This is a genomic window from Tamlana sp. I1 (assembly GCF_015355625.1).
Lineage (GTDB): Bacteria > Bacteroidota > Bacteroidia > Flavobacteriales > Flavobacteriaceae > Pseudotamlana.
This window is the reverse complement of record NZ_JACLAF010000001.1, coordinates 329195-348735: the sequence shown is the minus strand read 5'-3', so window position 1 is coordinate 348735 and position 19541 is coordinate 329195. Positions and strand designations below refer to the sequence as shown.

General features: G+C 34.5%; 19 protein-coding genes, 5 tRNA genes and 1 pseudogene. 1 reads left to right on the top strand and 24 read right to left on the bottom strand.

What is annotated here, in order from left to right; all coding sequences use genetic code 11:
• Positions 1–52 precede the first annotated feature (52 nt).
• The 23 genes and pseudogenes from rpoB to H6X70_RS01355 form a co-directional block, all read right to left on the bottom strand.
• Positions 53–3865, bottom strand: coding sequence for a DNA-directed RNA polymerase subunit beta (gene rpoB, locus H6X70_RS01465; protein ID WP_194765914.1), 3813 nt, complete (start codon positions 3863–3865; stop codon positions 53–55).
• A gap of 123 nt (positions 3866–3988) precedes the next feature.
• The gene (rplL, locus tag H6X70_RS01460) at positions 3989–4363 is read right to left on the bottom strand and encodes a 50S ribosomal protein L7/L12 (protein ID WP_067148782.1); all 375 of its coding nucleotides are present in this window, start codon (positions 4361–4363) and stop codon (positions 3989–3991) included.
• 62 nt (positions 4364–4425) lie between these two features.
• Entirely contained in the window at positions 4426–4947 is a 522-nt protein-coding gene (gene rplJ / locus H6X70_RS01455) for a 50S ribosomal protein L10 (protein WP_194765890.1), read from the bottom strand.
• 19 nt (positions 4948–4966) lie between these two features.
• Positions 4967–5656 carry a 50S ribosomal protein L1 gene (rplA, locus tag H6X70_RS01450; protein ID WP_194765889.1) on the bottom strand — a complete coding sequence of 230 codons (690 nt, stop codon included), beginning with the start codon at positions 5654–5656 and terminating at the stop codon, positions 4967–4969.
• Between the two features lie 20 nt (positions 5657–5676).
• On the bottom strand, positions 5677–6114 hold the full coding sequence (gene rplK, locus H6X70_RS01445; protein WP_194765888.1) for a 50S ribosomal protein L11: 438 nt from the start codon (positions 6112–6114) through the stop codon (positions 5677–5679).
• A 70-nt stretch (positions 6115–6184) separates the two neighbouring features.
• Positions 6185–6739, bottom strand: coding sequence for a transcription termination/antitermination protein NusG (gene nusG / locus H6X70_RS01440; RefSeq protein WP_194765887.1), 555 nt, complete (start codon positions 6737–6739; stop codon positions 6185–6187).
• 24 nt (positions 6740–6763) lie between these two features.
• Positions 6764–6958, bottom strand: coding sequence for a preprotein translocase subunit SecE (gene secE, locus H6X70_RS01435; protein WP_194765886.1), 195 nt, complete (start codon positions 6956–6958; stop codon positions 6764–6766).
• 175 nt (positions 6959–7133) lie between these two features.
• A tRNA-Trp gene (locus H6X70_RS01430) sits at positions 7134–7206 on the bottom strand.
• A gap of 66 nt (positions 7207–7272) precedes the next feature.
• Positions 7273–8460, bottom strand: coding sequence for an elongation factor Tu (tuf, locus tag H6X70_RS01425; RefSeq protein ID WP_194765885.1), 1188 nt, complete (start codon positions 8458–8460; stop codon positions 7273–7275).
• A gap of 71 nt (positions 8461–8531) precedes the next feature.
• Positions 8532–8603 (bottom strand) — tRNA-Thr (locus H6X70_RS01420).
• Positions 8604–8738: 135 nt separating this feature from the next.
• Positions 8739–8811, bottom strand: a tRNA-Gly gene (locus H6X70_RS01415).
• 72 nt (positions 8812–8883) lie between these two features.
• Positions 8884–8965: transfer RNA gene (locus H6X70_RS01410), tRNA-Tyr, on the bottom strand.
• Positions 8966–9182: 217 nt separating this feature from the next.
• Positions 9183–9256 (bottom strand) — tRNA-Thr (locus tag H6X70_RS01405).
• Between the two features lie 102 nt (positions 9257–9358).
• The gene (gene hpf / locus H6X70_RS01400) at positions 9359–9661 is read right to left on the bottom strand and encodes a ribosome hibernation-promoting factor, HPF/YfiA family (protein ID WP_194765884.1); all 303 of its coding nucleotides are present in this window, start codon (positions 9659–9661) and stop codon (positions 9359–9361) included.
• A gap of 119 nt (positions 9662–9780) precedes the next feature.
• Positions 9781–10674, bottom strand: coding sequence for a tyrosine-type recombinase/integrase (locus tag H6X70_RS01395; RefSeq protein ID WP_194765883.1), 894 nt, complete (start codon positions 10672–10674; stop codon positions 9781–9783).
• Positions 10675–10817: 143 nt separating this feature from the next.
• The gene (gene rpsU / locus H6X70_RS01390; protein WP_194765882.1) at positions 10818–11012 is read right to left on the bottom strand and encodes a 30S ribosomal protein S21; all 195 of its coding nucleotides are present in this window, start codon (positions 11010–11012) and stop codon (positions 10818–10820) included.
• A gap of 84 nt (positions 11013–11096) precedes the next feature.
• Positions 11097–11204: pseudogene (locus tag H6X70_RS16855) on the bottom strand (type II toxin-antitoxin system YoeB family toxin); the annotation flags it as partial.
• A 140-nt stretch (positions 11205–11344) separates the two neighbouring features.
• On the bottom strand, positions 11345–12511 hold the full coding sequence (locus tag H6X70_RS01380; protein WP_194765881.1) for an acyl-CoA dehydrogenase family protein: 1167 nt from the start codon (positions 12509–12511) through the stop codon (positions 11345–11347).
• The gene (locus H6X70_RS01375; protein ID WP_194765880.1) at positions 12504–13388 is read right to left on the bottom strand and encodes a ComEA family DNA-binding protein; all 885 of its coding nucleotides are present in this window, start codon (positions 13386–13388) and stop codon (positions 12504–12506) included. Before H6X70_RS01375 ends, H6X70_RS01380 begins: the two co-directional genes overlap by 8 nt.
• A gap of 27 nt (positions 13389–13415) precedes the next feature.
• Positions 13416–14957, bottom strand: coding sequence for an alanine/glycine:cation symporter family protein (locus H6X70_RS01370; protein WP_194765879.1), 1542 nt, complete (start codon positions 14955–14957; stop codon positions 13416–13418).
• A 96-nt stretch (positions 14958–15053) separates the two neighbouring features.
• Positions 15054–16073: a potassium channel family protein gene (locus H6X70_RS01365; RefSeq protein WP_194765878.1), complete on the bottom strand. Its 1020-nt coding sequence runs from the start codon at positions 16071–16073 to the stop codon at positions 15054–15056.
• Between the two features lie 3 nt (positions 16074–16076).
• Positions 16077–16304: a PspC domain-containing protein gene (locus H6X70_RS01360; protein ID WP_194765877.1), complete on the bottom strand. Its 228-nt coding sequence runs from the start codon at positions 16302–16304 to the stop codon at positions 16077–16079.
• A 35-nt stretch (positions 16305–16339) separates the two neighbouring features.
• Complete coding sequence (locus H6X70_RS01355; protein WP_194765876.1) at positions 16340–17611, bottom strand: DUF2851 family protein; 1272 nt, start codon at positions 17609–17611, stop codon at positions 16340–16342.
• 98 nt (positions 17612–17709) lie between these two features.
• Here H6X70_RS01355 and H6X70_RS01350 point away from each other — a divergent pair, with 98 nt between their 5' ends.
• Positions 17710–18105, top strand: a complete 396-nt coding sequence (locus H6X70_RS01350) for a DUF2721 domain-containing protein (protein WP_194765875.1) — start codon at positions 17710–17712, stop codon at positions 18103–18105.
• Positions 18106–18304: 199 nt separating this feature from the next.
• Here the strand turns inward: H6X70_RS01350 and H6X70_RS01345 are convergent, their stop codons facing one another.
• Complete coding sequence (locus H6X70_RS01345) at positions 18305–19540, bottom strand: ABC transporter permease (RefSeq protein ID WP_194765874.1); 1236 nt, start codon at positions 19538–19540, stop codon at positions 18305–18307.
• Position 19541 lies beyond the last annotated feature (1 nt).

Below are 19541 nucleotides of genomic sequence, written 5' to 3'. Positions count from 1 at the left end.
TTTCCAGTCCCAGTGTTCAGTTTTCACTAAACACTGAACTGTTAACTATTTTTTACTCTTCTAATCTGATGTCTAATCCTAAACCTTTCAATTCGTGCATAAGTACGTTGAATGATTCTGGTAATCCTGGATCTGGCATTGGCTCTCCTTTTACGATTGCTTCGTAAGTTTTAGCTCTACCAATAACATCATCAGATTTAACCGTCAATATTTCTCTTAGGGTAGCTGAAGCACCGTATGCTTCAAGTGCCCATACTTCCATCTCTCCAAAACGCTGACCACCAAATTGTGCTTTACCACCTAATGGTTGTTGTGTAATTAAAGAGTAAGGTCCTATAGAACGTGCGTGCATTTTATCATCAACCATGTGTCCTAGTTTCAGCATGTAAATCACACCAACTGTTGCTGGTTGATCGAAACGCTGACCAGTTCCACCATCGTATAAATACGTATGACCATATCTTGGAATTCCAGCTTCATCTGTAAATCCGTTAATTTGATCGATTGTAGCACCATCAAAAATTGGTGTCGCATATTTACGACCTAATTTTTGTCCAGCCCATCCTAATACCGTTTCATAAATCTGCCCGATGTTCATACGTGATGGTACACCAAGTGGATTTAATACAATATCAACAGGCGTTCCATCTTCTAAGAATGGCATATCTTCTTGACGAACGATACGAGCAACAATACCTTTGTTACCGTGACGTCCTGCCATTTTATCACCTACTTTAAGTTTACGTTTTTTAGCAATGTAAACTTTAGCTAATTTTATAATACCTGCTGGTAATTCATCTCCCACAGAAATTGTAAACTTCTCACGACGTAAAGAACCTTGTAAGTCGTTTTCTTTAATTTTGTAGTTGTGAATTAAATCGGCAACTAATTGATTGGTATGATCATCAGTGGTCCATTTTCCAGACACTAAATGCGCATAATCATCAACAGCATTTAACATTTTAAGTGTGAATTTTTTACCTTTTGGTAATACTTCTTCACCTAAATCATTAAAAATACCTTGAGCAGTTTTTCCATTTACAATGTTGAATAGTTTATCAACTAAAACATCTTTTAAATCGTCAAACTTTCTATCGTATTGCGCTTCTAAAGCAAGAATATCATCTTTATCTTGCGCTCTTTTACGTTTATCTTTTACGGCTCTAGCGAATAATTTCTTTTCAATAACAACACCATTTAAAGATGGTGAAGCTTTTAAAGAAGCATCTTTTACATCTCCAGCTTTATCACCAAAGATCGCACGTAATAATTTTTCTTCAGGAGTTGGATCAGATTCACCTTTTGGCGTAATCTTACCAATAAGAATATCGCCAGGTTTAACCTCGGCACCAACGCGAATCATTCCGTTTTCATCTAAGTCTTTAGTAGCCTCTTCAGAAACGTTAGGAATATCGTTAGTTAATTCTTCGTTACCTAATTTCGTATCTCTAACTTCAAGAGAATACTCATCGATATGGATAGAAGTAAAGATATCTTCACGAACTACTTTTTCAGAAATTACAATCGCATCCTCAAAGTTATACCCTTTCCAAGGCATGAAGGCAACTTTCATATTTCTACCTAAAGCAAGCTCTCCTTTTTGAGTCGCATACCCTTCACATAAAACTTGACCTTTAGTAACGATATCACCTTTAACAACAATAGGTTTAAGATTGATAGACGTGCCTTGATTCGTTTTTCTGAATTTTACTAATTGGTATGTTTTAATATCGCTATCAAAACTTACTTTAGCTTCATCTTCAGTACGATCGTATCTAATTTTAATTTCTTTAGCATCAACATAAAGTACTTCTCCTCGTCCTTCAGCATTAATTAATACTCTAGAATCTGAAGCTACTTGACGCTCTAAACCAGTTCCTACAATTGGTGCATCTACTCTTAATAATGGCACGGCTTGACGCATCATGTTAGATCCCATCAAGGCTCTATTCGCATCATCATGCTCTAAGAATGGAATTAAAGAAGCCGAAATTGAAGAAATTTGATTTGGCGCAACATCAGTATAATGTAATTCGCTAGGATCAATTACAGGGAAGTCACCTTCCATTCTTGCAATTACTTTATCATGAAGAATTTTACCATCGTTATCAACTTTTACAGTTGCTTGTGCGATTAATTTTTCTTCTTCCTCTTCTGCACTTAAATAAGTTGGTTCATTTTTAATATCAACAACACCATCAGTTACTTTTCTATAAGGCGTTTCGATGAATCCCATTGGGTTCACTTTTGCATAAACAGAAAGTGAAGAAATTAAACCAATGTTTGGTCCCTCTGGTGTTTCAATAGGACATAAACGTCCGTAGTGCGTATAGTGAACATCACGTACTTCGAAACCTGCACGCTCTCTAGATAAACCTCCTGGTCCAAGAGCTGATAAACGACGCTTGTGCGTGATTTCAGCAAGTGGATTGGTTTGATCCATAAATTGAGATAACTGGTTTGTACCGAAGAAAGAATTAATTACAGACGATAAAGTCTTAGCATTAATTAAATCTATTGGAGTAAATACCTCGTTATCACGAACGTTCATACGCTCACGAATAGTACGTGCCATACGTGCTAAACCAACACCAAACTGAGATGATAATTGCTCACCAACAGTACGTACACGACGGTTAGATAAGTGATCAATATCATCAATCTCTGCTTTAGAGTTGATAAGCTCGATTAAATATTTTATAATGGTAATGATATCTTCTTTGGTAAGCACTTGCTTGTCCATTCCAATATCAAGACCTAATTTTTTGTTCATTCTATAACGACCAACCTCTCCTAAAGAGTAACGTTGATCTGAAAAGAATAATTTATCTATAATACCACGTGCTGTTTCCTCATCTGGCGGCTCAGCATTACGTAGTTGTCTGTAAATATGTTCAACAGCCTCTTTTTCAGAGTTTGTTGGATCTTTTTGAAGCGTATTGTGAATAATGGCATAATCACCTTGTTCAGTACTTTCTTTGTGTAAAAGAATCGTCTTTACATCAGCTTCAAGAATTTCTTCTATATTATCTTTGTCAAGAATGGTATCACGATCAAGCACAATCTCGTTACGCTCGATAGATACAACCTCTCCCGTATCTTCATCAACAAAATCTTCATGCCATGTATTTAATACACGTGCAGCTAATTTTCTTCCTAAATATTTCTTTAATCCAGATTTTGAAACTTTAGCTTCTTCGGCTAAATCAAAAATCTCTAAAATGTCTTTATCACGCTCGAAACCGATAGCACGGAAAAGCGTAGTAACAGGTAATTTTTTCTTTCTATCAATGTAAGCATACATTACCTGGTTAATATCTGTAGCAAACTCAATCCACGATCCTTTGAAAGGAATAACTCTTGCTGAATATAATTTTGTTCCATTAGCATGGAAAGATTGCCCGAAGAAAACTCCTGGCGAACGGTGCAATTGAGAAACAACAACACGTTCTGCACCATTAATACAAAAAGTTCCAGAAGGCGTCATGTAAGGAATAGTTCCTAAGTACACATCTTGAACAATGGTTTCGAAATCCTCATGTTCAGGGTCTGTACAATATAACTTTAACCTAGCCTTTAGCGGAACGCTGTAAGTAAGTCCTCTCTCAATACACTCTTCAATAGCGTATCTTGGTGGATCTACGAAGTAATCTAAAAATTCTAATACGAATTGATTACGAGAATCTGTAATTGGAAAGTTTTCCATGAAAGTATTGTAAAGACCTTCATCACCTCTTTCCTCTGATTTAGTTTCTAGTTGGAAAAAATCCTGGAAGGATTTAATCTGAATATCCAAGAAGTCTGGATATTCCGTTCTATTTACAATAGAAGAGAAATTTAATCTTTCAGCTTGTGTTGATAACATCAATGGACGGAATTTTGATTAAAAAAAATAATAGTAACGTATATAACTGTTATATACGCAAAATGGTTTAGATCTGAAGACGATTCTTCAGACCTAAACCTTTATGTGTTTAAGGTACTAAGCTTACTTAAGCTCAACCTCTGCTCCAGCCTCTTCTAAAGATGCTTTTAATGCTTCAGCTTCGTCTTTAGAAACTGCTTCTTTGATTGCACTTGGTGCATCGTCAACTAAACCTTTAGCTTCTTTTAATCCTAAACCAGTTAATTCTTTAACTAATTTTACAACTGCTAATTTAGAACCACCAGCCGCTTTTAAAATAACATCAAATTCAGTTTGAGCTTCTTCAGCTTCACCACCTGCAGCAGGACCAGCAACAGCAACTGCAGCAGCAGCAGCAGGCTCGATACCATACTCATCTTTTAATATAGTTGCTAACTCATTTACTTCTTTTACAGTAAGGTTAACTAATTGTTCTGCGAAATCTTTTAAATCTGCCATTTTTCTATCGTTTTAATAATTTTGTAATAATATATTTGTAATAAAGTGCGTACTATTTAAGACTATCCTTCTTTTTCAGATAGTGTTTTAATAAGTCCTGCTATTGTGCTACCACCTGATTTAAGTGCAGAAACAACGTTTTTAGCAGGAGATTGTAATAAGCCAATAATCTCACCTAATAACTCTTCTTTAGACTTGATATCTACTAACATGTCTAACTGAGCGTCACCAATGTAAACCGCTTCCTCAATAAAAGCTCCTTTTAATAAAGGCTTTTCTGATTTCTTACGGAAGGTTTTAATTAATTTAGCTGGTACGTTACCTGTTTCAGAATACATCACAGATGTATTTCCTTTAAGCACTGAAGGTAAATCTCCAAAATCACGATCTGAAGCTTCCATTGCTTTTGCAAGTAATGTATTTTTAACAACTGCCATTTGTACGTTTGCTTTAAAAGCAGCACGACGTAAATCTGAGGTAGTACCCGCGTTTAATCCTGAAATATCTGCTAAATAGATATTTGCGTTATTAGCTAAGTCTGCAGTTAATTCCTCAATTACTAATGATTTTTCTTCTCTTGTCATAATAAAAGTTTTAACTTAATTAACCAACTTTAGGATCAACAGCGATACTTGGGCTCATTGTAGAAGACATAAAGATGCTTTTTACGTATACCCCTTTTGCAGTTGTTGGTTTCAATTTAATTAATGTTGTTAATAATTCATTTGCATTGTCTGCAATTTTATCAGCACTAAATGATGCTTTTCCTATAGCAGCGTGTACAATACCAGTTTTGTCAACTTTAAAGTCAATTTTACCAGCTTTTACTTCTGTTACAGCTTTAGCAACATCCATAGTTACTGTACCTGTTTTTGGGTTAGGCATTAAACCACGAGGACCTAATACACGTCCTAAAGGACCTAATTTACCCATAACGCTTGGCATAGTAATAATAACATCTACATCGGTCCAACCACTCTTGATTTTATCAAGGTACTCGTCTAAACCTACATAATCAGCACCAGCTTCTTTAGCTTCTGCTTCTTTATCTGGTGTTACTAATGCTAATACTTTTACATCTTTACCAGTACCATGAGGAAGAGATACAACACCTCTTACCATTTGATTTGCTTTACGAGGATCTACTCCTAAACGTACTGCGATATCCACAGACGCATCAAATTTCGTATTGGTAATTTCTTTTACTAAGGCCGATGCATCTTCTAATGAATATACTCTTCCTTTTTCTAATTTCGCTAAAGCTTCTTTTTGCTTTTTTGTTAATCTTGCCATTTTCTAATGTCTTTTATAGATTAAGAAGGAAATTTCCCTGTTACAGTTATTCCCATTGATCTTGCTGTACCAGCAATCATTTTCATAGCCGACTCTGGAGTAAATGCATTTAAATCTACCATTTTGTCTTCTGCTATAGTCTTGATCTGATCCCAAGATACTTTAGCTACTTTTTTACGGTTTGGCTCCCCAGAACCCTTCTTCAACTTAGCTGCTTCCATTAACTGAACAGCAGCAGGTGGAGTTTTGATTACAAAGTCAAATGATTTGTCTTTGTAAACAGATATAACAACTGGTAATACTTTACCAGCCTTATCTTGGGTTCTAGCATTGAATTGCTTACAGAACTCCATGATGTTAACACCTGCAGCTCCTAAAGCGGGTCCAACCGGTGGCGACGGATTCGCTGCACCTCCCCGAACTTGTAACTTAACTACTTTACCTAATTCTTTTGCCATTTTTAATAATTTAATTTTGATTTATCTCTCTTTTGGAAGCGAAAGACTCATCTATCTTACTGTAACATTATTATACTTTTTCAACTTGCATATAACTTAATTCTAATGGTGTTTTTCTTCCGAAGATTTTCACCATTACTTCAAGTTTACGCTTCTCTTCGTTAATCTTTTCGATAGTACCATCAAATCCATTGAATGGTCCATCAATTACTTTAACGGTTTCTCCTTTAGTAAATGGAATCGCTACATTTGCGGTTTCCTCTACTGATAATTCATCTACTTTACCTAACATTCTGTTAACTTCAGATTGTCTTAATGGCACAGGATCACCTCCTTTAGTTTCACCTAAAAAACCAATTACATTAGTAACCGATCTTATAATGTGAGGAACTTCACCAGTTAAATTAGCTTGAATCATTATATAGCCAGGAAAAAACACTTTTTCTTTGTGAATTTTTTTCCCGTTACGGACTTGTACAACACGTTCTGTTGGTACTAAAACTTGGTCAACATAATCTTGCATACCTAAACGAGCAATCTCATTCTCGATATAGGTTTTGATTTTGTTTTCCTGACCACTTACAGCACGAACAACATACCATTTTTTTTCGCTTACTTCAGACATAAATATTCTTTTTACTGTTTAGTGTTAACTAATCCATTGAAAGTAAGTCGCTATAACTTTGCTGAATACGGTATCTACTCCCCAAATAGCTAGAGAAAATATAATTGAAAATACAGCCACCAAAACAGTTAAACTCTGTCCTTCAGCCCAAGTAGGCCAAGTCACATTATTTTTTAGTTCTCCGAATGATTCTTTTATATAGTTTACAATTCCAGCCATTTTCTTTATTTTTTTAGTCTAAATTGAAGTCGTACTCCTCTTTATCTTAATAAGCGAGCTTATTAATAATACACGGTTTGATAAATTTCCTTTGACTTGCTCGGGATAAACTTCTCGTATCGTGTGTATGTTTACTATGAAAACACCTTTATTTAGATAGCATTTTCAATTTATGCACGGGCGGAGAGACTCGAACTCCCGACACCTGGTTTTGGAGACCAGTGCTCTACCAACTGAGCTACGCCCGTAAACATAAGTCAAGGTATTCCGATAGTTTACGAAATACCTTAACTTAATATTTATTTAAACTATAATTAGTCTAATATTTCAGTTACCTGACCTGCACCAACTGTTCTACCACCTTCACGGATAGCGAAACGTAAACCTACGTTCATTGCAATTGGTTGAATTAACTCAACAGTAATAGTTAAGTTGTCTCCAGGCATAACCATCTCAACTCCATCAGGAAGCGCAATGTTTCCAGTTACGTCAGTTGTACGTACGTAGAACTGTGGACGGTAGTTATTATGGAATGGAGTATGACGTCCACCTTCTTCTTTTTTCAAGATATAAACCTCAGCTTTAAATTTAGAGTGAGGAGTTACAGAACCTGGTTTAGTAATAACCATACCTCTTGAAATTTGAGATTTCTCAATACCTCTTAATAAGATACCTGCGTTATCTCCAGCTTCACCTCTATCTAAGATTTGACGGAACATTTCGATACCTGTAATTGTAGATGTTAATTTCTCAGCACCCATACCAATAATCTCTACAGGATCTCCTGTTTGAGCAACACCAGTTTCAATACGACCAGTTGCAACAGTACCACGACCAGTAATAGAGAATACATCTTCGATAGGCATTAAGAAAGGCTTATCCATATCACGTACAGGCTCTTCGATCCAATCATCACAAGCTTGCATTAATTCTAATACAGTATCAACCCATTTTTGCTCACCATTAAGTGCTCCTAAAGCAGAACCTGAAACTACAGGACCATTATCCCCATCGTACTCATAGAAAGATAATAAATCTCTAACTTCCATATCTACTAATTCTAAAAGCTCTTCATCATCAACCATATCAACTTTGTTTAAGAAAACAACGATACGAGGAATTCCTACTTGACGACCTAATAAGATGTGCTCGCGAGTTTGTGGCATAGGACCATCAGTAGCAGCAACCACTAAGATTGCACCATCCATTTGAGCAGCACCAGTAACCATGTTCTTTACGTAATCGGCGTGACCTGGACAGTCAACGTGAGCGTAATGACGGTTAGCTGTTTGATATTCTACGTGTGAAGTATTAATTGTAATACCTCTTTCTTTTTCTTCTGGAGCGTTATCAATTTGATCAAATGATCTTGCTTCTGAGAAACCTGCATCAGCTAATACTTTAGTAATAGCAGCAGTTAAAGTTGTTTTACCGTGATCTACGTGTCCAATTGTACCAATATTTAAGTGTGGTTTTGAACGATCGAAAGTTGCCTTTGCCATGTTTTTAAATAATTTTAATCTTAGTTATATAATAATATTAGTGTATTCTAATTTTTTCAATCTCAATATAGAGCCAATGACGAGAATTGAACTCGTGACCTCTTCCTTACCAAGGAAACGCTCTACCCCTGAGCTACACCGGCGTAAAGTTTTTATTCCCTATTCTTTCAAGCATATACCTTAAAAGAAGAGATTCCTGACTTTACAGGAATTGGAGCGAGAGACCGGGTTTACTTCGACTATGCTCAGCATAAACTTCTCACCTGCTCCTCGCTTAGAGCGAGAGACCGGGTTCGAACCGGCGACATTCAGCTTGGAAGGCTGACGCTCTACCAACTGAGCTACTCTCGCATTTTGATAAGCTTTAACTTATCTTGGTTTTCAATATTTCAATTAGATTTCTGCCTGCACAGAAATTTGTTGTGGGGAGAGCAGGATTCGAACCTGCGAAGACGTAGTCAGCAGATTTACAGTCTGCCCTCGTTGGCCGCTTGAGTATCTCCCCGGACCACTTGAAATTTCTATTATAAAATTTCAAAGTTATTTTTTAGTTTTTTTTAAAGAACTTCTCAAAACATTAAAATTTTGAGATTCCTTCATTCGAAGGAATTTAGAGCCGATGGAGGGACTCCCTTCGACCACGCTCAGGATAAACTTCTCGTCCCAAGTTTAACAATGTTTACAACACCATTTAACTTCCTGTTCGCTTTTCAATATTTCAGAGCCGATGGAGGGACTCGAACCCACGACCTGCTGATTACAAATCAGCTGCTCTAGCCAGCTGAGCTACATCGGCTTTTTTCTACCTTTTTTACACATAAAAAAAGTCCGCTATTTCTAACGGACTGCAAATGTATAGTTTTTTTATATTATTCAAAACATTTTTACAAAAATTTTACTATAAATGTGCTCTTAATTTTTCTTTTCGCTTTTTTAGCTGTCTTTCTAACGATGCAACTGCCATATCCGTACCTTCTTCAAAACTTTTACATTGTTTTTTAACTATAAAACTATCCCCAGGAACACTAACACGGGCTTCAAATATTTTATTTTCTTTATCGCTTGTGTTTTCTACTTTTAAAAAAACATCTGATTTAATAACCTTGTCATAAAACAAATCTAATTTATCCATACGTTTTTGGATAAACGTTAACAATTTTTCATCGGCATGAAAATTTACGGATTGTGTGTTTACTTTCATCTGTTTACTTTTAATTTAACAAATAAGTGCTATGAAATTTATCTTGATTAATTAGTAAGATCTATTTAACGCTTCAAAACTAATTTCACACTACTTATTCTTGGTTAGACATAAATTTTTTATTGTTTTTTACTCCTTGGATGTGCATTTACATGCACTTTTTTAAGTTCGGCTATACTGTTATGTGTATAAACTTGTGTAGCAGCCAAACTTGAATGTCCTAGAAGTTCTTTAACAGCATTTAAATCGGCACCTTGGTTTAATAAATGTGTTGCAAAGGAGTGTCTTAGTATATGTGGACTCTTCTTTACTTTCGAAGATGCCAAACTAAAATAATCATTTATTATTCTGTACACAAGTGTTTCATATATTTTAACGCCTTTTTGGGTTAAAAACAATCCCTCACGGTCTACAATCTCTTCTAAGTCACTTCTAACTTTTAAATACCTTTTTACTGTTTCTACAACGGAACTAATTAACGGAATAATACGTTCCTTATTTCGTTTCCCTAATACTTTTAACGTTTTATTGTGTAAATCTAAACTTGATAATTTCAACTCGACGAGCTCAATTCTTCGTATGCCTGTTGAATAAAACAACTCAATAATTAATTTATTACGCAGACTTTCAAAATCGTCGACAAAATTTAAGTCGTCTAAAACTGTTTTAATTTCAGCTTCCGAAAAGGGGATTTGTATTTTTTTGCTCGTTTTTAAAGCTTTATGTTTTGATAAGGGATTCAATTTGATATCGCCAACTTTCAAAAGAAATTTATAATAGGTATTTAAAGCAGAAACTTTTCTGTTAATGGTTCTATTGGAAATGCCTTTTTCATTCAGCAGCACAATCCAAGATCTTATTTGTGAATAATTCACATCATGAATTGAATCTGAATCAAAAGTATTTTTTATAAAATCTGAAAAATCTGTGATATCATTAGAATACGCCTTAACCGTTAACTTTGAATAATTTTTTTCAAGTAATAAATAATCTGTAAATGATTTGAAAGCCATTTGAAACGGTTTAATGCTTAAAGTTAGATGTTTAATAATTGTAGTACAACTTATGCCTGTTAAACTAATTATAATGAAAATATAAAGCAAAAAAAATCCCGCTAATTGCGGGATTTTAATAATCATATTAAGATTGCTGGATATTAAACATTCTCTGCATCTCTTAGTCCTTGAATGTATTGCGCTTTTTGAATTTGTGCTCTACGTGTTACTGAAGGCTTGTCAAATTGCTTACGTGTTTGTAACTGACGTTTTGTTCCAGTTCTATCAAACTTACGCTTATAACGCTTTAGCGCTCTATCTATATTTTCTCCTTCTTTAATTGGTATTATTAACATAGTGTCTTAACCTCCTTTCTTTTAGAATTTTCAGGCTGCAAATATAAAAATATTTATTAATTCTAAAATTATTTTTTAAAAAAATTATTTACCATAATGATACCGACATGCAGCAATCCATATTTGATCATCTTTATGCTTATAAACCAACCGATGTTCTGATGTAATTCGTCTAAACCAATAGCCCTGTAAATCTCCTTTTAATGCTTAAGGTTTGACCTAAAATCTGTGTAATTTACTGTTTCCTTAATACAAAAACAGCAAAAAGTACTTATACAAGTACTTTTTGCTGTTTTATTTATAAAATTCAGAAGAATACTAGCAACCAAAAATTACGTCGCTGGCTTGTATGTTTTTTTATCGATAATAATTTTAGCTAAAATCTCTCTCAAAATCTCTGAAGTTCCACCACCAATAGGACCTAAACGGCTGTCGCGAAGCAATCTTGCCATTGGATAATCTTCCATATAACCATATCCACCTAAAAATTGTAGGCATTGGTAAATAACATCGTCGGCTACTTTGGTTGTTTTTAACTTAGACATCGTTGCTTCTTTTACCACGTACTCCCCTTGATTTAAGCGATAAGTTACCGAATAATTAAAAGCTTTACAGAATTCTACTTCGGTTTGCAAGTCGGCAACAGTATGACGTAAAGCTTGAAATTGATCGATTGACCTTCCAAAAGCATGACGTTCGTTCATATATTTTAAAGCATACTCCAATGCAAATTCTGCACGAGCATGTGCATTAACACCCATTATTAAACGCTCCAATGAAAAATGCTGCATAATATAAGGAAACCCTTTTCCTTCTTCACCTAAAAGATTTTCAACGGGTACTTTTACATTATCGAAGGCTAGTTCTGCGGTATCTGAAGCACGCCAACCTAATTTATCTAATTTGGTTGCCGATATACCAGGCATATCTCTGTCTAGCACAAAAATACTAATCCCTTTTCCTCCAGCTTCAACAGCAGTTTTGGCTGCAACAATTAAATAGTCGCTTAAAATGCCGTTAGTAATAAATGTTTTAGAACCATTAATGGTGTAAAAATCACCTTGTTTAACAGCGGTGGTTTTCATGCCTGCAACATCACTTCCTCCAAAAGGTTCGGTAATGCAAAGGCATCCAATTTTATCGCCAGAAATACTAGGTGCTAAATATTTTTGTTTAATCGCTTCACTGCCTTCCGCATTGAGGTGCGTCATTGCTAAATAAGTATGCGCCCAAATAGCAGCTGCAAAACCACCAGAATTTATTTTTTGAAGTTCTTCTAAAAGAATGATGGTATAGAATAAATCTAAATTCATACCACCATAAGCTTCCGGATAGTTAATTCCAAAAAAGCCCATGTCTCCAAATTTCTTCCAAATAAATCTTTCGATATTTCCAGATTGCTCCCATTTTTCAATGTGAGGAACAACTTCCTTTTGTAAAAAATCTTGAAGGCTCTTTCTAAAAAGATGATGCTCTTCAGTGAAGTACATACTATTCATTTATTTTTTTTTCGAGGAGCAAATATAATCGAATTATATTGATTTTATTTACAGGGAAGTCTTTTACTTTCAATAAATCATTCCACGATTTATAACCAGCTCTCAATTGGCGTTGTTCAATAATTTCATAAGCCAAATCGTAATCTATATAAGGTATGGTTACTAAATCTTCAACTGTTGAAGTATTTAAATCTATTTTCTGAATGATTTTAGGTGTTTTAACAGTAAACGTATTTGTTATTTTCTGAATTACCTCGGGCGATAAACCATAGACTTCTTCCAACTGAACATCTGAAATAAAACCACCAACAAACGTATTTCTATATTTAATAATCCGTTCGGACAGCACTTTCCCTACCCCATTAACCATTTGAAGTTGTTGTGCCGTAACCTTGTTTAAATCGTCTTTTTGGGAATAACTTTTTGGAGTATTGTGATTTGAATACGGTTTCGATTTTTTTTCTGCGGATGTATCTACCCAATTTGGAAATTTAAAATATGGAGATATCACATTAAAAAGAGAATCGGAAATTTGGGTAACAGCTTTAAACTGTTCTGAAGAATTAATCCACTTGTTCTGCTTTCTAAACGCTAACAATCTATCAATCTCATCAGTGGTCATCCCTAGTGCAGAACCTTTATAGTCATCAATATAATTAGGATTGAAAGGTTTCATTTTTGGTTTGGCTTCTTCTAGTTTTAGCAACCTTAAAGAATCGACCTCCTTTTCAAAAAAAGCCAATTGTGTTTTGTTAACTTTTATGTCTTCCGAAGAGAAATCAACAAAAACATAAATACTTTGAAAAACAACAATAAGGACAACCAATAAAAAAATCCCATTTCGCTGATTTTTAGAAAACGTGAAATGGGACTTCATATCGTATAATGTATATTATTTAAACTATTACATGTGCTTAGTTAAGTCTTCGGCACCTTCATCTAATGCTTCTTCTTTTACCTTAATAGCCTTCAAGTATTTTTTTAACTCACGATTAATAACTGGTGATAAAATAACAACACCAATAATGTTTGGCACTACCATAGCGAAAATCATGGCATCAGAGAAATCGATAACTGCTCCAAGACTTATTGATGAACCAATTACTACAAAGATTAAGAATAAAAACTTATAAACTAAATCGCTTACTTTTCCTTTTCCGAATAAGAACACCCAACCTTGCATCCCGTAGTACGACCAAGAAATCATGGTTGAAAAAGCAAACAAAATAACAGCAATGGTTAAAACGATCGAGAAATGCGGAATCACAGAATCGAAAGCAATCGCCGTTAACTCAACCCCCTCTTTAATAGGAACCCCGTATTCCATAAAACCACCATCAAAATTAGTAATTACAATCACTAAAGCCGTCATGGTACAAATAACCACGGTATCTACAAACGGTTCTAAAAGCGCTACAATACCTTCACTGGCAGGGTATTTTGTACGTACTGCCGAGTGTGCAATAGCCGCACTACCAACACCAGCTTCGTTTGAAAAAGCCCCACGACGAATCCCCTGAATCATAACACCTACAAGACCTCCGGCAATTCCTAAACCAGAAAAAGCACCTTCATAAATTAAAGCAAAGGCATCATCAATTAAATGCCAATTTGCTCCTAAAATAATTAAAGCTGCCAAGACATAAATTCCTGCCATAAAGGGTACTATTTTTTCGGTTACCGAAGCAATTCTTTTAATACCTCCAATAATAACAACCGCTACAATGGCAGCCATTACAAAACCAAAATACATGCCTGCATTTGAATTTTCGAAAGCAAATAATTTAGTAAACTGTGCTGCAGCTTGATTGGCTTGAAACATGTTTCCGCCACCAAAAGAACCTCCAATTACAAATATGGCAAAAAGCACTGCGAGTACTTTACCAAAGCCTTTCATACCTTTTTCTTTAAGCCCTTTAGTTAAATAGTACATTGGGCCGCCGTACACTGTACCATCTTCGCCTACATCTCTGTATTTTACACCAAGCGTACATTCGGCAAATTTTGAAGCCATACCAAGCAAACCTGCCACAATCATCCAAAAAGTTGCTCCAGGCCCTCCAATAGACAAGGCTACTGCTACACCTGCAATGTTTCCTAAACCAACGGTTGCCGATAATGCTGCTGTTAAAGCTTGGAAATGCGATACTTCGCCGTGCGCACTATCATCCCTTAATGTTTCTATAATATTTTCGTCTTCATTTGGAGTTTGATCACCATATAAGGTATCGGCACCATGCTTTTCAATATCTTCATATTTTCCTTGTACCACACGCAATGCCGATCTAAATCCTGTGAAGTTTATAAATCTGAAATAAATGGTAAAAAATATTGCACCACCCATCAAAACAATTAAAACCCAAGGGATTTTATAAGTTTCAGAGAATGGTATTTCGTAAAAAATTGCCTCTACAAACCAACCTGTATACTCTTTAAATTTCTTCATAAGGTAGTAATTATAACTTTTTTTTGAGAATTTCGTTTTAAAAGTTAGCAAGATGCTAAAAAAAAATGGTTTTTTAAAACTGAGCTTGTTAAAAAACTAATCTATATTATATAACGAATTTAAAACGGCTATTTGTTCTGGTCTTCCTAAAACGATGATTTTTGAGCTTGGCACCAAGGTTAATTCAGCTTCTGGATTTACAATATAATCGCCATTTTCATCTTTATAACCAATAACGGTACAGCCCGTTTTTCGTCTTAAATCTAAATCTTTTATCGTTTTTAAATCTTTGGTATTATAAAGTTTTTCAACGGCAATTTCTTCAACATTAATATCCGATTTTCCAACAATAGATAAATTATCAATAAATTCCATTAAACCAGGAACTACCACTAAAGATGCCATGTGATCGCCTCCTATTTTATCTGGTAAAATTACATTATTAGCCCCTGCAAATTTTAACTTATCGTAAGACGATTCGTTGGAAGCCCGACTAATAATATTTATTTCACTATTTAATTGTCTTGCCGATAGCACCACAAACAAGTTATCGGCATCGTTTGGCAAAGCCGAAATAAAACAAGCCGCGCGGTTTACGCCTGCTGCGATTAAAATTTCGTCTTCATTGGCATTTCCAATAACATAAGGGATGTCATCAATTTGCATGCGCTCGGTCATCTCCTTATTCTTTTCAATAACAACAAATTGTTTATTATAGGCTTTTAACTTTCTTGCTGCTTGTTTTCCGTTTCTTCCGTAGCCACAAATAACGATGTGGTTTTTAAAACTATCAATCATTTTTTGCATCCTTTTCTGTTTTAATTCTTCAACATCATTTTTACTTAAGATATACTCGGTAATTATGGAAAGGGCATACCCCACAATAACAACACTGGCTAAAATTAAAAAAATTGTAAAAATTTTAGATTCCGCATCTAGCGGAACCACTTCGCTAAAACCAACGGTTGTCATGGTTATAACGGTCATGTACAAAGCATCAATCCAAGGATAATCGGCAATAAAACGATACCCTAAAACACCTATAATTAAAATAATAAAAAGTAATAATACCGCCTTATAGATTCTAATTCTAAAAAATTTTACAACTGGATTCATAGGCTATAAGTCAAAAACCGATGAGCGTTTTGTATAAATTAAGTCTTTTATGCGAATCCAAAAAGCTAAAAATAAATACAAGGCAAAACCAAAACCAACAGTTACAAAAGTGAGGTACATAAAAGAAGTACGTACAACTTTGGCGCGAATTCCAAATTTATCAGCGATTCGCTGACAAACATAATAGCCGCGTTTTTGAAAAAACAATAAGAGTTTGTAAATATTGTTCATGCCGCAATTTAAGACATCCTTTAATGCTTTAAAAGCTATTTACTTAAAAGTTGATTGCCAACCGCGCATTTTAAACATAAATTTTTATCGCAATATTCTGTTTTAAGCTGAATTAAAGCCTGAGATTCTAGAGACGACACAGATACTTTTTTTAAAGCATTAAAAGCGGTGATAATCCCGTTGCTTTCAGAAGCTATTTTATTTGAAATAGCTATTAAATCGGATGAAATTTCTTCGCCACGTTGTTTTGCATACAAGAACTTAAGTGGCAAAATGGTGTTTATTAACAGTAAGTCGACAAATGATTTACTAAGCGTTTTCACGGAAGGTTTAGATGATTTTTGAAATGTGTAATGGTTTTTCCAATAGGCTGAAGTTTCCACATGAAATAACTCATAAAAATGCTGCAATTCGTTTGAAGCTATAATTTTTGAAAACAAATTTTGATGTTTAAAATACAAACTTGCCAATTGCGACAATCGTATGGTTGGAAAATTAGGCGGTCGTAATCTAAAGAATTTCAAAGGCAACACCTGCTGATTTTCTAATTTAAATTTTTGCTTTAAAAACTGATAGTCTTCAACCAAACTTAAATAATAAGCATCTTCAATGTCCTGCTCTAATAAACCAGATTGCCCGAAAAATAAAGCTTCTAGTTTATTTTGATTGTTTTGCGTTTTCCTCACTATTGAAAAATCTATGGATTGAGCCAAAGAAAAAAACGCATCCCCATTAACTTTGAGTCCGAAATTTTTAGCCAACATTTTAAACAAAACCGCTTCCCAATCGTTTTTGGAAGCCTTTAAAAGTTGTTCTATGGTTTTCGATTTTCGCTCTAATCGTTCAAAATACAAACGCTCCAACCAATTCGTTAAAATAAATGGTTGGGTTGAAGCAAAATCGTTTTCACAATTAATCCATCTATTAGTTTTAGAAAATAGCGCTTCGTAACTGTTTAAAATTTCAAGATGTATGTACTTTTTAAGCTCTAAGGTTGGAATTACGCTATTATCTTTGCGGAATACATCAGTGTCGTGTTCCCAAACGACGTGTAGAATCACATTATCGTAAGCCAGATCTTGCTCATGATTATGCACATACCAATCGGAAGACTTTACATGAATTTCTACATTTCCAGCCCAAAGTTGTTGACCAATATTTAATTTTGAATTAAAAAAATCGGGCCCCGAATTAAAATTATGTTGCCCTACCGAAGCAATGGTTACAGCTTCACCTTCAGTAGTTTTTAAATGATGAATTTCAAATTTTTTATTTTTCCAGATGTAATGTAGAAAATCTTCCTTCATAAATTAAATATAAAATTCCTACACAAAAACACCAAATTTTAAAAGCTTATTATTTTAGAAGCAAGGAACTTAGTAAATTTGCCTAAAATTACTTGTACATGCACGAACTTACTTTAAACACGCCAGCGCTATTATTTTCGGCTATTTCACTAATAATGTTAGCTTACACCAACCGTTTTTTAGCCTATGCTTCAGTGGTTAGAGATTTACATGATAAGTACCTTAAAAATCCCGACGAGCGTTATATAAGACAAATAAGAAATATAAAAAAACGCTTGTACCTTACGCGCGCCATGCAAATTGCAGGCATTTCAAGTTTACTGCTTTGCGTGCTTACCATGCTATTAATTTATATTGAACAAAACACTATTGCCATTTGGGTATTTGGTTTTGCCTTACTTCTATTAATTCTTTCGTTGGCTTTATTGATAATGGAAATTCAAATTTCGGTGAAAGCTTTAGAGCATCATATTAGCGATATTGAGAATAATTAATTGGGAATTTTTATCAAAACCATACAAACACCCCTATAATCCCTCTAGGGGATAATCCAAACATAGAATACGAAGAATTAGTACTCTATTTTGAACTTCTGTTCTCGACACCATTTTCTATTGAAAATCACTCGAACTAACATTTGTTTGAAAAGAGTCATCGAAATAAAAGCCTATAAAAACACTTTTCAATCACAACCTACTGAAAACGCATCGCTTTTACAGGTGATATTTTTGTGATGATGTATGAAGGCAATAAAAGCATAAGCAAACACAGTACTAAAGTGCCAATATTTAAAGCTACAATATAGCCTAAGTTTATATAAACTGGTGCTTCGGTTACATAATACACACTAGGATCTAGGGGTAATAATTTAAAATACTTCTGAAGAAAAAGTAATCCTAAACCAATAACATTTCCCCAGAATAACCCTAAAAGAATTAAATAAGAGGCGTTGAACAAAAACAGTTTTCTAATGCTCCAATTGTTACTTCCTAAGGCTTTAAGAATACCAATCATTTGGGTACGCTCTAAAATTAAAACCAATAAAGCAGTTATCATATTTATGCCTGCAATAAGAATCATAATCCCGATGATGCCATAAATATTTTTATCAAATATTTTTATCCATTCGAAAACAGAATAATATCTATCGGTGATGCTTTGGGTATTAAATGTTGAAGGTGTGTTTTCATAAATTTCACGACTCTTTTCGTCTAATTGATTGTAATCTTCTAAAAACACTTCAAAAGTCCCAATTTCATCTTCATCCCAACGGTTTATACGTTGTAAATGCCGAATATCGCCAATAATATATTGCGCATCCAACTCCTGAAATCCTGAATTATAAATACCCACAATTTTAAAAGTGATGATGTTTGGAATTTTCTCAGGATCTTCCTTTGCAAAAACCATTTGCATCTTATCACCCACCTTAAAATTCAATCGGTTTGCTAAATAGGTTGATATTAAAATATCTTCATTACGCTTATTTGTATAGTCTGGCAGGTGGCCTTCAACTAAAAAATCTTTAAAATAACGCCAATCAAAATCACTACCAACCCCTTTTAAAAAAGCGGCTTCAAAATCGGTTTCCGTTCTAATAACTCCAAATTTTGATGCCACTGCTTGCACGTGTTTAACGCCGCTAACCGATTTAAATTCAGGATAAAAATCTTGATTTTTTGAGATTGGGACACTACTTTCATTAGAATGGTTGCTGTCATAATTTGAAATGGTAACATGCCCATTAAATGCTACAACTTTATCACGAATTTTTTGTTGCAAACCAATTCCTGTGGCGATCGCAATCATCATCACCACAATACCAATAGCAATTGCAGCGATGCCAATTTTTATTATTGGTGCCGAAATGCTACTTTTATACGCTTTACTGCCAATAATGCGTTTAGCTATAAAAAATTCGTAATTCAAA

Coding starts and splice junctions, on each gene's coding strand:
- rpoB (WP_194765914.1), bottom strand. CDS start 3,865: ATGTTATCAACACAAGCTGAAAGATTAAATTTCTCTTCTATTGTAAAT.
- rplL (WP_067148782.1), bottom strand. CDS start 4,363: ATGGCAGATTTAAAAGATTTCGCAGAACAATTAGTTAACCTTACTGTA.
- rplJ (WP_194765890.1), bottom strand. CDS start 4,947: ATGACAAGAGAAGAAAAATCATTAGTAATTGAGGAATTAACTGCAGAC.
- rplA (WP_194765889.1), bottom strand. CDS start 5,656: ATGGCAAGATTAACAAAAAAGCAAAAAGAAGCTTTAGCGAAATTAGAA.
- rplK (WP_194765888.1), bottom strand. CDS start 6,114: ATGGCAAAAGAATTAGGTAAAGTAGTTAAGTTACAAGTTCGGGGAGGT.
- nusG (WP_194765887.1), bottom strand. CDS start 6,739: ATGTCTGAAGTAAGCGAAAAAAAATGGTATGTTGTTCGTGCTGTAAGT.
- secE (WP_194765886.1), bottom strand. CDS start 6,958: ATGGCTGGAATTGTAAACTATATAAAAGAATCATTCGGAGAACTAAAA.
- tuf (WP_194765885.1), bottom strand. CDS start 8,460: ATGGCAAAGGCAACTTTCGATCGTTCAAAACCACACTTAAATATTGGT.
- hpf (WP_194765884.1), bottom strand. CDS start 9,661: ATGAAAGTAAACACACAATCCGTAAATTTTCATGCCGATGAAAAATTG.
- H6X70_RS01395 (WP_194765883.1), bottom strand. CDS start 10,674: ATGGCTTTCAAATCATTTACAGATTATTTATTACTTGAAAAAAATTAT.
- rpsU (WP_194765882.1), bottom strand. CDS start 11,012: ATGTTAATAATACCAATTAAAGAAGGAGAAAATATAGATAGAGCGCTA.
- H6X70_RS01380 (WP_194765881.1), bottom strand. CDS start 12,511: ATGAATAGTATGTACTTCACTGAAGAGCATCATCTTTTTAGAAAGAGC.
- H6X70_RS01375 (WP_194765880.1), bottom strand. CDS start 13,388: ATGAAGTCCCATTTCACGTTTTCTAAAAATCAGCGAAATGGGATTTTT.
- H6X70_RS01370 (WP_194765879.1), bottom strand. CDS start 14,957: ATGAAGAAATTTAAAGAGTATACAGGTTGGTTTGTAGAGGCAATTTTT.
- H6X70_RS01365 (WP_194765878.1), bottom strand. CDS start 16,073: ATGAATCCAGTTGTAAAATTTTTTAGAATTAGAATCTATAAGGCGGTA.
- H6X70_RS01360 (WP_194765877.1), bottom strand. CDS start 16,304: ATGAACAATATTTACAAACTCTTATTGTTTTTTCAAAAACGCGGCTAT.
- H6X70_RS01355 (WP_194765876.1), bottom strand. CDS start 17,611: ATGAAGGAAGATTTTCTACATTACATCTGGAAAAATAAAAAATTTGAA.
- H6X70_RS01350 (WP_194765875.1), top strand. CDS start 17,710: ATGCACGAACTTACTTTAAACACGCCAGCGCTATTATTTTCGGCTATT.